Raw genomic sequence first — 13832 nt, forward strand, 5'->3', positions numbered from 1 at the left:
TTTCCAAAAACGGCTTATAACAACAATATTTGAAATGCAACAAGACATATTCACCTTAAGGTTAGCTATCCCGTTTTAGCCGATATCCTTTTGGTTCGTTTCATCACCAAATACCCAAACAACGATCCCGGCAAACAGCGCAATGCCGCCAATTGTCCAAAAAATCATGTTGGGACTTGTGACTTTGAGCATCCAAGCAACGACGATTGGCATGGCCACCGTGAACAACTTGGCTGCGCCATTAGCAATCCCTGATCCGCGGAACCGGAATTTGGTTGGGAAAAGTTCTGCCACGTAAACGGCAATCACTGAGGCCATCAACACATAGAAACATACTTCCAATAAGAACCCAATCGTCATAACGCCAGCAACCGTTGACTGCTGACCATACATGAATCCAAAGACGGCTGTCATGAAGAATGCTGGAGCAATCGTCTTTTTGCGACCAATTCGGTCAACTAAGTAGGCACCAATTGCACAGCCAACCGGAGCGCCGACCATCATAAAGGCCGACATCCACAAGGAACCAGAAATATTGATACCCCGATTGCTTAGCAAGGTTGGAACCCAAGACGTGAAGGTGTATTGGCAAATGATCGTAGCAGAGGCCGCAACCGTTGCGACAAATAAACTAACTCCAAGCGAATGGTGAACAACTTCATGCTTCTTAACGATTGGTGTTACGTCCTCATTAACGCCATTGACCTCCAACTTTTGAATAATTTCTTGTGCTTCATCGTTTCTTCCATGGGCCATTAACCAACGGGGAGATTCTGGAATATTTCGCCGCAGATACCACAAAATGGCAGCCACGATTCCGACACCCATAAACATTACCCGCCAACCGAAGCGGGGAATGATTGCACTCGCTAAAATCATTGTGACCGGAGCGCCACAGTTCGCAACCAATGACGTTGTGGCACACCACTTACCACGACTGTGGATTGGCGCAAATTCATTCACCATCGAATAACCAGTCACAATTTCAGACCCAAGGCCAATACTTGACATTAAGCGACAGAAAATTAAAAACGACATATTAGGTGAGAATGCCCCTAAAAAGGTAAAGCCGCCAAACATCAACAGGTTAATTTGATAAGCGACTCGGCGTCCCTTTAAATCACCAATAAACCCAGCAATCAGTGAGCCGATAAATAGGCCTAAAAAGCCACTGGATAAAAAGTAAGAGTTTTGCTGCAAGGTGGACCAGCCGTCTTTTAAAACAGTTGTTGCCACTGCGCTGGCTAAGTAAACGTCAACTGCGTCCAAAAACATGCCGCCGGAAACCAGGGCAAAAATTTCATAAAACAATGGAGATTCTTTCGTTCGGTCGATTCGACCTTGTAATGTGATCGGTCTTTCCATAGGCATCTGCCTCCAATAACGTCATTTTTCCATCAACTCAGGAGTTGATTCACTGAAGCCCGCCGCTGCTAATCAAAGCTTGGGATACTGGCCTCGTAGTCTTCAATCTGCTGCTTGTAATCCATCGTAATCGCAATATCATCGAGCCCGTTTACAAACTTGTGTTTCCACAGAGGGTCAATCTCAAAATGAAAGGCGCGTCCTTGATATCTGACTTCTTGATTTGGGAGGTCAACGGTAATTTCAGCATCTGCCGGGGCACTGGCTAAGAAGTCTCGTTGATCCTTGGGTAAAATAATTGCTAAAAAACCGTTTTTGGTACTGTTCATATAAAAAATATCACTATAGCCGCCAGCAATGACCACTCGAAATCCCCAGTCTTTCAGTGCCCAGACAGCATGTTCCCGTGAGGACCCACAGCCAAAGTTATCGCCGGCAATTAAGATTTCAGCCCCTTGGCGTTCCGGTTTGTTAAGAATAAAGTCAGGATTGGGTTGATGGGGCTTTTCATAGCGCCAATCGTAAAATAGATTTTTGCCATAGCCGGTCTTTAAAATATTCTTCAAGAACTGCTTTGGAATCAATTGATCAGTATCTATGTTGTCTCGCATAATTGGAATTGACGTGCTTTTGATAACCTTAATTTTTTCTACCATAATTTAGACCCGCTCCTTTGAAATATCGATAAAGTGACCGTTAATCGCGGCTGCAGCAACCATCGCCGGGCTTGCTAAATGCGTCCTGGAGCCTACCCCTTGGCGGCCTTCAAAGTTTCTGTTTGACGTAGAAGCGCAGTGGATTCCCGCGGGAACGTGATCGGGATTCATCCCCAAGCAAGCTGAACAACCAGGTTCGCGCCATTCACAGCCCGCATCCTTAAATATCTGGTCGATGCCTAATTCTTCGGCCCGTTCCTTAATCGTTCGTGAGCCCGGCACCACCCAAGCGGTTAATCCTTCGGCGATGTGGTGGCCCTTTAAGACCGAAGCGGCAATTTTCAGGTCAGACAAGCGGCCGTTGGTACACGAGCCGAAGAATGCCCACCGAATTGGAATTTCTTCCGGCTTACCACCCGGTTTTAAGCCAACGTACTCATAAGCCTTACGATCGTCTTCATCCTTAATTTCGGGAAAGCGGCCGTTTACAGGAATTGACATGCCGGGATTGGTCCCCCAAGAAATATATGGTGAGAGATCACTGACATCAAAATCAATCACTTTATCAAATGCGGCTTCATCGTCAGTCGTAAACTGTTTCCAGTATTCAATCGCCTTATCAATCTGTTTTGGTGCATATTTACGTCCGGCCACATAGTCAAATGTGGTCTGATCAGGCTGCACACTTCCCATCTTGGCGCCACCTTCAATCGCCATATTGCAAAGCGTCATCCGTTCTTCCATGCTCATATTCGAAATTGTGTCGCCATAAAATTCAGCCGCATAACCAGTTCCAAAAGCAACGCCTTCACGGGCAATAATGCCCATAATGATGTCCTTAGCGTAAACACCATGGTGTAATTTCCCATGAACGTGAATCCCCATCGTCTTTGGCTTCGTCTGCCAGATTGTTTGGGTTGCTAAAACGTGTTCAACTTCACTGGTCCCAATCCCAAAGGCAATTGAGCCAAATGCGCCGTGAGTGGCAGTATGTGAATCGCCACAGACAATGACCATCCCCGGCTGTGTCAGTCCAAGTTGGGGCCCGATCACGTGAATAATGCCTTGGTCTTCATCACCCATACCGGCCGAGCGGATCCCAAATTCATCGGTATTTTTTTGCAGGGTATCAATTTGTTTTCTGGCAATGGCGTCTTGAATATTAAAGATATCAACGGTTGGGACGTTATGATCCATGGTCGCAAAGGTTTTATCGGTTCGCCGGACTTTTCGATGATTTTCGCGTAACCCTTCAAACGCTTGTGGAGAGGTCACTTCATGAAGCAGATGCAAGTCCACGTATATCAGTTGTGGGTCACCGGGCTTTCCGGTAATGACGTGTTGATCCCAGATTTTATCGAACATCGTTTTCGACATAGTTGTGCCTTCTTTCGTAAATTTGTTGAATAATCGCGTTTGTCACTTGGTTGGTGGTTGCATTTCCACCCAAATCAGGAGTTACGGTGCCGCTATCGATCACCGCATCTACACTTTGGCTGATTTGATCCGCAAGGTCGGAACGATCAAATGTATGGGTTAGCATCATGGCCACTGAGTTAATCATTGACAACGGGTTCGCAATCCCTTTGCCTGCAATATCGGGGGCTGATCCATGAATTGGTTCATACAATGCCGGACCATCACTCCCCCGACTCATCGAAGGAATGGTTCCAAGAGAACCGGTGATTTCAGCGGCCTCGTCGCTTAAAATATCACCAAACATGTTCTCGGTTAAAATGACGTCAAACTGTTCAGGGGCACTAATAATCTTCATTGCCGCAGCATCAACATAACTGGTATCGTAGTGAACTTCCGGGAAATCGGCAGCGACTTCAGCAACCACTCGGCGCCAAAGGTTACTAGTCGCCAAGACATTGGCTTTATCAACCATGGTCACGTGTCGTTTGCGTTTCATCGCCATTTCAAATGCCACCCGGGCAACCCGGCGAATTTCATCGACTGTGTAGCGCATCGTATCAATTGCGTGGGTGTCATCAATTTCACGGGGCTTGCCAAAATAAATTCCGGAAGTTAATTCACGGACAATTACAAAATTAACTGGTTCCACCTGCTTAATTGGAGAATAACGTTGCATCGCCGCGCTAATCGACGTTGGTCGAATATTCGCAAATAAATTCAATTCTTGTCGGATTTGGAGTAATCCTTTTTCCGGCCGGTTGGGCGCGTCATCCCACTTAGGCCCGCCAATTGCTGCTAATAAAACCGCGTCACTCTGCTTGGCTGACGAAAGAGTCTCATCCGGTAGGGGAACGCCAAATTGATCAATACCGGCACCTCCAAAGGGTTGTTCATCGATTTGGTAATGAAATTGATCCTGACTGACGGCTTTTAGCACCGCTAAGCCGGCCTTCATAATTTCTGGTCCGATATAATCTCCCGAAAGAACGGTGATTTTTGCCACTTGGTTTGTCATTAACGGACGGCCTCCTTTACTTTGTTCATAATCACTCGTAGATCTGATTCATCAATAATGGATTTGGTATCCGCCATTTGTTTAAAGATTGGAAAAATTTGCTTCATATCATCTTGATCAACGTCAAAACCAATTTCCTTGAGCTTCGCCATTACAGCATGAGAGCCTGACAATTTTCCAAGTGGCAAAGTGGTCTTAGCGGCCCCGACTGATTCAGGTGTCAAAATTTCGTACGTTTGCGGGTTCTTCAACATCCCGTCTTGGTGAATCCCTGATTCGTGGGCAAAGGCATTAGCACCAACAATTGCCTTGTTATGAGGAACCGGCATGTTGGCAAAGTCACTGATGATATCTGAAACGTGCTTGGTTTCTTGCAGGTGAATGTTATTCGTTGCTTGATAGTAATCTTGACGAACATAAAGGGCGGCGGCAACTTCCTCCAATGCAGCATTACCAGCCCGTTCACCAATGCCATTGATCGTCCCTTCAATTCGAGTTGCACCGTTTTCGATGGAAGCCAAACTATTGGCCACTGCCATCCCCAAGTCATCGTGGCAGTGAACGGAGAAGGTAACGTCGTCAAACTCTTTCACATTTTCTCGGAGATTTTTGAAAATGTTGCCAAATTCAACCGGGTTGGTGTAGCCCACGGTATCGGGAATATTGATCACGGTCGCCCCAGCATGAATGGCGGTTTCAATCGATTCAACTAAGAAATCCGGCTCCGTTCGGGTGGCATCTTCTGGTGAAAACTCAACGATATCAAAAAATTGATGGGCATAGGCGACCGAATCGTGAATTGATTGGATAACTTGTTCCTTTGTCATGTGAAGTTTAGAGTCGCGATGAATTGGCGACGTTGCGATAAAGACGTGAATTTGTTTGTTGACGGCGTCTTGGGTTGCTTTAACGCAGGCATCAATATCACCTTTGCGCGCTCTGGCAAGTCCTGTTACTTGGGTGTGCTTGACGGCTTTGGAAACAGCTTGGACAGCTTCAAAATCTTCGGGGGAAGCCACGGGAAATCCAGCTTCGATCACATCAACGCCCCACTTTTCAAGAGCTTGGGCAATTTTGACTTTCTGGTCAACACTGAAGTTGACCCCAATCGTTTGTTCGCCGTCACGCAATGTTGTATCAAAAAATTGAATTTGTTTTGTCATAATCAAGATCTCCTTAGTTGATTACAAGTGTCATTTAGTCAAAAAGTTGTAAAAAAATAGTACCACCAGCAACCTGGGGTACTTTTGAGGGCCCCATTGTTTCTCAAATAGGACCCGACTATGATGTCAGAGTCCTGTTTAGAGTAATAAGGCGAATAATGTCGTTGCTTCAAACGAAGCTGGTTGAACGATTTCTGTATTGATACTTGGCATTTGAAACAACTCCTTTCTTAATTGCTAAAATACTGGCTTCTATGTCGTTATGTGAATTTTGAATAGGTGTTTTATGTGTGAATCAATGCCGTGGAATCACCGGCTATGTGAACGATTCTAATTGTGAGTTGCCTTTGACCATAAGTGTGGTCAACTCACATTCGTTGTTAAATTCATCTGATGCACGTTAACCATCTCCTATCTAAAGTTTCAATTTGACAAAAAAAGTCCCTTCCGGCCGAAGCCGAAAAGGACGTTTTCACGTGTTACCACCTAAATTTGTAAGACACTTGCATGCATTACCTCAATGAGTCCCATAGTTGGAACCCTGACATTCATACGGGAAGTCGCTCCCAAGTCTCTCGAAAAAGGCTTTCGCTCACATGCACTTTCACCCACCAGGAAGATACATCCTTCCATCAACGATGCTTGCTTTAAAATTCGCTGGCAGTTACTTAACATGTGATTAACACGTCATCGATCAAATTGAATGGTATCAGTATACATAGTACCTTGAGAAATTGTCAACCAAATTTTAATCATTTTCTTTTGATTTTCCAATATAAAATTAATCGTGCCCAATGTTTAAATAAACGAATTGGCATGTATGATCTCAATGTTTTTAGATCTCTTAAACACCAGAGAAAACATGTTATCAGAGGCAAAAGATTCAATTGCACAATTTAAAAATAAACGTTACATTATCAATATCCAATGTCATCAAAGTACAAAATTTAACTTCGTTGCACGAAAATAAAATGAGTGACTTTTGATTTTTCCTAACCCAATTCTTTTTAACGTTGAGCCTTTGCCATCGGGCTAAAAGATTGTTCAGATGACGGTAACGAAAGCCTTCTGAAAATAAAAATGGCTTGGCCCCTTTAAAAAAGGAAACCAAGCCACCTTTATTTGAATGACTATCTAATATAACTATTGTCGGACAACATCACCGTGAACTTGCTTATCTACGCGGCTTATTTGCCTTAGCTTCATGAATAATCTTCAAAGCGCGCTTGCGAACCTTGATACTTGGGCTCTTCAGCCGGCGATGGGCACTGGCTAAATCTTGTTTTTCCATATTCACCACTCCTTAGTAAAAATATTTACCAACTGGCTTTGTGGACACCTGGAATCTGTCCCAAATGGGCATACTTCCGGAAGTTCAAGCGTGACATGCCAAACTTGCGCATGTAACCACGTGGACGACCGTCTAATTCATCACGATTCCGAAGCCGATTAGGATTTGAGTCTTTAGGCAATTTGGCCAAGGCTTCATAGTTTCCCTGCTTCTTCAATTCTCGGCGGATATCCGCATACTTTGCGATCAGAGCCGCTTGCCGCTTGTTCTTTTCGATTTTTGATTTCTTTGCCATGTCATTCCTCCAAATAATCGTATTGTTGTTTTTGGGTTTTAGGTTATTTTGTGTACACTCAATAGTAACGATTACTATTATTACAATAAACTGGCATTCTGTCAATCATCGGACTTAAAAAATTTGTGTTTTAAATAAACAAAGTCACCCCAGTATCCCAAACACAGTGTAAAATCGTGCTCGGCCACAAGTTCTTCGTCCGGTAAAACATCCAGCCAAAGATCAAGCCCAAAGGAAAGACGTTAATGATGTTAATGAACCAAGACATGAGCGATAACCCCTCCAGGTAATATAGCGGAAAATGACTAATCTGAAACAGAATTGCCTGAGTGATATTGGCGGTCACAATCCCATAACGGGTCATTAAAAAGTTCATAAAGAATCCCCGAAACAAGAATTCTTCAATCAGACCGGCTCCCAGTGTGACGCTTAATAGCTCACCACTTTGAAGTAAATTGGGTTTAATGTAAAAGCCATGGTGTGCGCCAAACATTAGAAATATTAAGTAGGCAAGAAGCATCGCAAGAACAATCCAAAATTGAATCGGAAAGTTTCCGTTATATAGTTTGCGTTTTGATACCCATAATTGGTCGTTGGTCCGGCTGATAAAGAACACTCCCAGACCAACCATAATGACTGTTTTAATAATCAGGCTCGTCAAATCGCTTGCAAGCCCATCGGTAAAATGATGGGTGATAAAATCGATCAGCTCCCGACCGAAGAACCAAAGAACAATTAAGAAAACATAGCTCAGATAAAATGTCGTTAACGACCAAGTCTTTTTCAAGATGACTGCCTGCCCTTTCAGTTTATTCAGAGTTTGATTATATCATTAAACTGACATTGCATACCAACAATGGCGACAAAAAGACCGTGGCAAAACCATTCGTTTTGTCACAGCCTGTGTCATAAGATTATACCGGGTTGCTTTTAAGGCAGTTTGCAATAAAGGCGAACTAACTAGTTCTCTGTTTCCACCCATTTTTTTAGCAGGTAAACAATCCCAATCGATTCGAGCAGGCCAAATACGATTAGGTACAAGGATGCTAAGAATAAGTTGGCGTATAGATTGCTAGACATGCCTTCAAATAAGTGGAAATGCTCGATGATATCGCCAATCCGGTTTGCGAACACGGTGTAGATGTAGCCAAATGCGAAAACCACGACGATGTAAAGAACAAAACGGAAGAACTTTTGCCGGGCATCCGGTAAAAAGTTGGTTAAGGTATACCCTGTTAAATGAATGAGGCTAATTGACGTCCAGAAAAACAGTAACGCAACAACCGCCAGCACGATTGCACTAATGATCGATAGCGTGACATTCATCGCGAAGTGGGCCTTATTCGAGCTTTGATACAAGAAGTACATTGTTGTTTTAAACGCACTTCCGAACTGTCCCCAGTATGGGATCAAAGTCACGAGGTACAATACCAATTGAACGAGTCCGACGTAGATCATCGCAATGAAAGAAGATAGCAGATTAGCTGAAAATAAATTGGTATCACTTGTTGGGATTAGGCGGTAAGAATCACTCACAAAGATGTGTTCGCTATTTCTGGAAAATAGGATAAATGCAACGATCCCGACAAATATCGAAAATAACAAAGAAATGGCAATTGGGGTTTGAGTTTCCAGTTGTCCTTGATACACTTCATAAAGTAGCGCCACAACGATCGCAATTACATCTATTAGTAAAATTCGGTTTGCGATTCTGATTTTTGGTCTGGTTAACGTTTTATTGAGATTAAAAAAACTAGTCATCGAAGTCATTCCCTTCATATATGCTTTCGTAGTATTGCTGAATTCCCTCCGCGTACTTTGAACGGATCTCTTCGGTACTCTTGTGCGTATAAATGGTTTTATCTTTAATAATCACCACTTCGTCTAAGATACTTGATATTTCGGAAACGTAGTGATCGGAAACCAGAATGACGGCATCATCGCTTTTCCACTTAATGATACTTTGAATAATCCTTTTTCGGGTCATACTGTCAATCCCACCAAACGGTTCATCCAATAGATAAACTTTCGTATCTCTGGATAGTGTCAGTCCAATAACCAACTTCTCCTTCATCCCTTTTGAGAGTGCTGATAACCGCAAACCTTCATCAATCTGCAGGAAACCTGCCATTTGGTTATATTTCTCAGTGGAAAAGTCCGGGTACACATCCTCATAAAACCGAATGATCCGATCAATTCTCATGTTGGGATTAAACCCACCCAACTGCTCACTGAAACTGATATAGGATTTCATTATTGGGACTTTATTTTGCCCAGCAACTGTAATGCTTCCAACCGATCCCTTGGCAACACCGGCAATCAACCGCATCAACGTGGTCTTACCGGCCCCATTCTCTCCAAGCAACCCAACCGTCTTGCCAGCCTCAATAGTCAAATTTACATCTTCAAGAATACTGCGATAGTTCTTTCGATAGGTTAGATTCTTTATTTCAATTGTATTCGTCATAATTGCACCTGCTTTCTTTCGTTAATATAGGTTTGTAAATAGGTCACGATTTCGTCATCTGTAACATTCAGCTGATAGAGGTTTTCATATAATTCCTGAAGTTGTTCTGTAATCAACATTTTCTTTAATTTTTCAATGATTTCACGGTCCTCTGTGACAAAGTTACCTTTTCCACGCTGAGGTTCAATAATCTTCTCTGAAATTAATTCGCCAAGCGCTCGTTGGACCGTATTAACATTCACGGTTAAATCAACGGCTAACTGGCGGACCGCCGGCAATTTATCCCCTGGTGCCAGCTCACCGACAATAATTTCACGATAAATGTAGCTCTTGATTTGGTAATAAATTGGGATCTTATCATCAAATTTCATTGTGCCACCTCCCTAGTGTTATATTTTACTATTACACTATAACGCCAATTATCTAAGAGTGCAAGCCAAACTTATTTTGTTTTTAAAATAAGGCAAAAAGAAAACCGCTGCATCGCCACCTGAAACGGTTTTGGGGTCAGAGATAAATGCAGCTGACTTACTCCAACACGATCTTGTCAGCTAGATCACAACCCGACATTGTCCCACTCATCAACAACATCGTGCAACTCCCCTCCAAAATCTTACAGATCGATGGCGTGGTTTCCGCCGGGACTGGTGAAGAAGTGGTTGATGAACGTGATGAAATGGACTCCGAAGGTAAATTACCGCACGTTGATTATCTGGTTAAAATCAACGGTGATTCCATGGATCCCATAACGCGGTGTCGCAAGTACAACTCATATGCGGTCGAAATCACACCAGCGGTACCAAATATCTTGTCACGTAATTTTGATACGAGTTTGCCTAATCAAAAATGGGTCACTGATATCACCGAGTTTTCAATCCCTGCAGGGAAGGTCTATCTGTCTCCGATTGTAGACTGCTTTGACGGGGGCACCCCTAGCTGGTCAATTGGTACCAGTCCAAATGCAGAATTAGTTAATACCATGCTTAAGACCGCTGCCGATACACTATCAGAGAGCGAAAGACCGATCATTCATTCAGATCGTGGCGCACACTATCGCTGGCCGGAATGGATTGGCTTAATGAATCAATATGGGTTCACTCGCTCAATGTCCAAAAAGTCTAGTACACCAGATAATGCACAGGCTGAAAGTTTCTTCGGCCATTTAAAGACCGAGTTCTTCTACAACCAAAGTTGGCAGGGAAAGTCGGTGCAGGATTTTATGAAAGAACTTAACGACTATCTTGAGTGGTATAACACCAAACGAAGAAAAATTTCTTTAGGAGGAAAGAGCCCTCGTGAATACCGCCAAGCCAAGTCTGCATGACGGTTCTGGTCCAGAAAAAGGTCCGCACGTCTTTTCCACATTTTACGATTGCCATTTGCATATGGTACAATTTGTAATGTCGTTTTTTGTTAATCGACACAATTAATAATGTCTGGGAGGACAGAGTGCGATGCAATCAATAAAAGAATATTTCACAAAGATGTTTGTTTTTGGGGCCAGCGCCACGCGTAAGCAGTTCTGGATCCCATACTTCACGATCTGGATAATTACCGCCATCGTCCGGTTGGCGACGGGGGCCAATGATTTTACTAATGCGCAGGGCGAATTCGAGTTGGAATTGAACGGCCGGGCCATTGCGTTTGGCATATACTTAGTGGTGGTCTGGATCGCGAGCTTTACGCTCAAGGCGCGCCGCTTACATGATACAAACCGCAGCAACTGGTGGATCCTCATTGAACTCATTCCGATCATCGGATGGATTTGGCTTTTTATTTTATTCCTGTTACCGAGCAAACAGAATACCCGTTGGCCGATGAACCAATCCGATGTGCATTAGCGTTGGTGATGAACGCAATAGTTGAAATGGGATGAAAAAGAGTTTGGGACAAAAGTCCCAAGCAAAGAAAAATGACCTCCAGAATTCCTCCTGGGGGTCATTTTTTGTGGTTTCACAAAGTCGGCTTTGTTATCATTGTATTGACCAAAACACACTGAAAGAAGGCCGCTTTATGTACCTCCAGTATAACAACAACCAAACAACTTTAACAATCCCGGTGACAAGTACTCTTTTGTTTGGCGCCGAGCCGTCGAGAAAAATGAGGCCAGACTGGATCCCAAAATCGACGCTCTTTTCACTGAATTAGTGCAAAACAAAGTGGACTTGGCACTCGCTAAAGAAATGGACCCGATCGAAAAGCTGGTCACGGCTGACAACGCCCTCACTGCTGAAATCGTTCAGTTGGACGAAACCATCGCGCATGAGAAGGTGGAACCGGGCGGTTCCACAAATAAACAGCGGCGCCGTCAACTAAAACATTTCCACCATGTCATCACCACCGACTTCTTACCGCGGAAACAGAAATATGTCCAGTACAACGCGCAGTTCGGCGACCGTAACAGCTTTTCAAAAACCGACATCGATGCGACCTTCATGCGGATGAAAGAAGATGCGATGCAAAACGGCCAGTTGAAGCCGGGTTACAACCTTCAAATTGGCACTCAAAACCAGTTTGTTCTCTATTATGATATTAACCAGAGACCGACGGACCAGCGGACGCTAATCCCGTTTCTTGAACAGATCAATTTGGTGGATCATCCCTTTCAGTACACTGTCGCCGATGCTGGTTATGGCAGTGAACGCAACTACCGTTGGATTGAGGAGAATAGCGGCGCTATTGCTTTGATCCCGTACACGATGTACGACAAGGAACAGAGCCGCAGCTACCAGAAAGATCCGCATAAACGGATGAACTGGGACTACGATGAAGAAGCGGATGTTTACACTGATGATCGCGGCATCAAGTTTGCCTTCCAAAAAGAGTACGACAAAACGGAAAAGGATGGCACTGTTAAGCATTTCCGCCGGTATGAATCCCTTAATTACCAGGATCCGGAAGGATACTACTGGGCTACTACGCGCAATGGTTATCAACGCCGCATCGATATCAACCCAACTTGGGAACATTACAAAACAGACATGCGCGAAAAGCTTTCAAGTGAGGAAGGCCAACGTCTCTATGGATTACGGAAAATAGAGGACGAACCGGTTTTCGGCAACTTGAAGGCTCATTTGAAGTTCCTCAGATTATCGGTCAGAGGCATCGCGAAGGTCCGCAACGAAGTTGGTATCGCCCTGCTGGCATATAACATCATGAAATGGCAGCGGGCCATTTCGCTATATTCATTTCTGTCCGCCATGATTAGTGAATATATCCAAAAAATGGGAATTCAACCACTACTTATTGTTTCTAATAAATGCAAACCAAAAAAGATATGGCCTTCAACTGATATAAGATACATCATCATGTGTCAATGAACAAGTCATCAACCCATTCAACCCATTCATGTCACCGTTAGTTATGCACGATTCCTGGCAACTCCTGCCCATTAGCATCAATCGCTAATCGGACCAAGATCAGCTTGCCAGAATCAATTGGGACACCGTCAATGTAGACTTCACGGTGTTGATCATCTTGGAGCCTTTTAAAGCCCTTCTTTTGAATCGTGTCGGTTAATACTTTCAGTGCTTCGCTATCCGGTGTCACGGTTCCGGTGTTCACAGTTTGAATCTCAATGCCTTCAGCCAGGTGCTCGAACTTAATTTCTCCCAAGTTAAAATCCGAAAAGTCAGTTCGGGTTAAGGCAGCATCAAAGTCCTTTTCGTTAATGAAAAGCGGTTGCTTAATCCAAATCTTAAAATCTTCACCATCACTGGTCTTTGTCCAGACCGCCTGTACCGGGTATGGCCGGTATGCTTTGAAGCCTTCAACCGGAATCCCCTTGTCAGGGCCACCGCTAATGGTCTGAGCAACTTCAGCAGCTGCCCCCGCCAGCCTCAAAAAGTTGGAGTCATCCGTATGCTTGGTCGCGTGACCTTCAGCGGTAACGTAGCTTCTCGTGGTTAAATCCACATAACTTGGTTCTGGGTTGCGGCTATACTCGTCTGGTTCAAACGTCTCCCAATTAAACATATCGATTCCTCCTCAATTTAAGTTCGCGGTAAATATAGGCTAAATTGTGGGGGAAATCAAGAAAACAGACCTTTAATTACGCCTAAAATAGCCGTGAAATTAAGTCACGACGGACAGCGCAGATTTCAACAATGCATTTGGTTGCTTTCCATACCCGACCAATTATAATTAAGGTGAATGACGAAA

14 protein-coding genes and 1 pseudogene are annotated in these 13832 nt (G+C 43.9%); 3 read left to right on the plus strand and 12 right to left on the minus strand.

Annotated features, from left to right (window positions below):
* Positions 1-75 precede the first annotated feature (75 nt).
* The 11 genes from FC51_RS03035 to FC51_RS03080 all read right to left on the minus strand — a co-directional run bounded on the left by FC51_RS03035 (position 76) and on the right by FC51_RS03080 (position 10042).
* On the minus strand, positions 76-1371 hold the full coding sequence (locus tag FC51_RS03035; RefSeq protein WP_099046968.1) for an MFS transporter: 1296 nt from the start codon (positions 1369-1371) through the stop codon (positions 76-78).
* Between the two features lie 62 nt (positions 1372-1433).
* Complete coding sequence (gene leuD / locus FC51_RS03040; RefSeq protein WP_057909823.1) at positions 1434-2021, minus strand: 3-isopropylmalate dehydratase small subunit; 588 nt, start codon at positions 2019-2021, stop codon at positions 1434-1436.
* A gap of 3 nt (positions 2022-2024) precedes the next feature.
* Positions 2025-3398, minus strand: coding sequence for a 3-isopropylmalate dehydratase large subunit (gene leuC / locus FC51_RS03045; protein ID WP_057909822.1), 1374 nt, complete (start codon positions 3396-3398; stop codon positions 2025-2027).
* Positions 3376-4455: a 3-isopropylmalate dehydrogenase gene (gene leuB, locus FC51_RS03050; protein ID WP_057909821.1), complete on the minus strand. Its 1080-nt coding sequence runs from the start codon at positions 4453-4455 to the stop codon at positions 3376-3378. The genes leuC and leuB overlap by 23 nt, the downstream gene beginning before the upstream one ends.
* Entirely contained in the window at positions 4455-5618 is a 1164-nt protein-coding gene (locus FC51_RS03055) for a 2-isopropylmalate synthase (protein WP_057909820.1), read from the minus strand. The genes leuB and FC51_RS03055 overlap by 1 nt, the downstream gene beginning before the upstream one ends.
* A 1174-nt stretch (positions 5619-6792) precedes the next feature.
* The gene (locus tag FC51_RS12345; protein WP_099046967.1) at positions 6793-6909 is read right to left on the minus strand and encodes a putative metal homeostasis protein; all 117 of its coding nucleotides are present in this window, start codon (positions 6907-6909) and stop codon (positions 6793-6795) included.
* Positions 6910-6934: 25 nt separating this feature from the next.
* Positions 6935-7204, minus strand: a complete 270-nt coding sequence (gene rpsN / locus FC51_RS03060; RefSeq protein ID WP_057909819.1) for a 30S ribosomal protein S14 — start codon at positions 7202-7204, stop codon at positions 6935-6937.
* A gap of 130 nt (positions 7205-7334) precedes the next feature.
* Entirely contained in the window at positions 7335-7991 is a 657-nt protein-coding gene (locus FC51_RS03065; protein WP_057911143.1) for a CPBP family intramembrane glutamic endopeptidase, read from the minus strand.
* A 173-nt stretch (positions 7992-8164) separates the two neighbouring features.
* Positions 8165-8965, minus strand: a complete 801-nt coding sequence (locus FC51_RS03070) for a hypothetical protein (protein ID WP_057909817.1) — start codon at positions 8963-8965, stop codon at positions 8165-8167.
* Positions 8958-9671, minus strand: coding sequence for an ATP-binding cassette domain-containing protein (locus FC51_RS03075; RefSeq protein WP_057909816.1), 714 nt, complete (start codon positions 9669-9671; stop codon positions 8958-8960). The genes FC51_RS03070 and FC51_RS03075 overlap by 8 nt, the downstream gene beginning before the upstream one ends.
* Positions 9668-10042, minus strand: coding sequence for a GntR family transcriptional regulator (locus FC51_RS03080; protein WP_057909815.1), 375 nt, complete (start codon positions 10040-10042; stop codon positions 9668-9670). Before FC51_RS03080 ends, FC51_RS03075 begins: the two co-directional genes overlap by 4 nt.
* 374 nt (positions 10043-10416) lie before the next feature.
* Here FC51_RS03080 and FC51_RS03085 point away from each other — a divergent pair.
* From FC51_RS03085 to FC51_RS03095, 3 genes and pseudogenes are all read left to right on the plus strand, one after another.
* A pseudogene (locus FC51_RS03085) lies at positions 10417-10995 on the plus strand (IS3 family transposase); the annotation flags it as partial.
* 130 nt (positions 10996-11125) lie between these two features.
* Positions 11126-11512 (plus strand): DUF805 domain-containing protein, encoded by a 387-nt coding sequence (locus tag FC51_RS03090; RefSeq protein WP_057909814.1) that lies wholly within the window; start codon positions 11126-11128, stop codon positions 11510-11512.
* A gap of 318 nt (positions 11513-11830) precedes the next feature.
* The gene (locus FC51_RS03095) at positions 11831-12991 is read left to right on the plus strand and encodes a transposase (RefSeq protein ID WP_057909813.1); all 1161 of its coding nucleotides are present in this window, start codon (positions 11831-11833) and stop codon (positions 12989-12991) included.
* Between the two features lie 37 nt (positions 12992-13028).
* Here FC51_RS03095 and FC51_RS03100 read toward each other — a convergent pair whose 3' ends face one another.
* Positions 13029-13646, minus strand: a complete 618-nt coding sequence (locus FC51_RS03100; RefSeq protein ID WP_057909812.1) for a hypothetical protein — start codon at positions 13644-13646, stop codon at positions 13029-13031.
* Positions 13647-13832: the final 186 nt, after the last annotated feature.

The organism is Lentilactobacillus parabuchneri DSM 5707 = NBRC 107865 (assembly GCF_001435315.1).
Classification (GTDB): domain Bacteria; phylum Bacillota; class Bacilli; order Lactobacillales; family Lactobacillaceae; genus Lentilactobacillus; species Lentilactobacillus parabuchneri.

Coding starts and splice junctions, on each gene's coding strand:
- FC51_RS03035 (WP_099046968.1), bottom strand. CDS start 1,371: ATGCCTATGGAAAGACCGATCACATTACAAGGTCGAATCGACCGAACG.
- leuD (WP_057909823.1), bottom strand. CDS start 2,021: ATGGTAGAAAAAATTAAGGTTATCAAAAGCACGTCAATTCCAATTATG.
- leuC (WP_057909822.1), bottom strand. CDS start 3,398: ATGTCGAAAACGATGTTCGATAAAATCTGGGATCAACACGTCATTACC.
- leuB (WP_057909821.1), bottom strand. CDS start 4,455: ATGACAAACCAAGTGGCAAAAATCACCGTTCTTTCGGGAGATTATATC.
- FC51_RS03055 (WP_057909820.1), bottom strand. CDS start 5,618: ATGACAAAACAAATTCAATTTTTTGATACAACATTGCGTGACGGCGAA.
- FC51_RS12345 (WP_099046967.1), bottom strand. CDS start 6,909: ATGGAAAAACAAGATTTAGCCAGTGCCCATCGCCGGCTGAAGAGCCCA.
- rpsN (WP_057909819.1), bottom strand. CDS start 7,204: ATGGCAAAGAAATCAAAAATCGAAAAGAACAAGCGGCAAGCGGCTCTG.
- FC51_RS03070 (WP_057909817.1), bottom strand. CDS start 8,965: ATGACTAGTTTTTTTAATCTCAATAAAACGTTAACCAGACCAAAAATC.
- FC51_RS03075 (WP_057909816.1), bottom strand. CDS start 9,671: ATGACGAATACAATTGAAATAAAGAATCTAACCTATCGAAAGAACTAT.
- FC51_RS03080 (WP_057909815.1), bottom strand. CDS start 10,042: ATGAAATTTGATGATAAGATCCCAATTTATTACCAAATCAAGAGCTAC.
- FC51_RS03090 (WP_057909814.1), top strand. CDS start 11,126: ATGCAATCAATAAAAGAATATTTCACAAAGATGTTTGTTTTTGGGGCC.
- FC51_RS03100 (WP_057909812.1), bottom strand. CDS start 13,646: ATGTTTAATTGGGAGACGTTTGAACCAGACGAGTATAGCCGCAACCCA.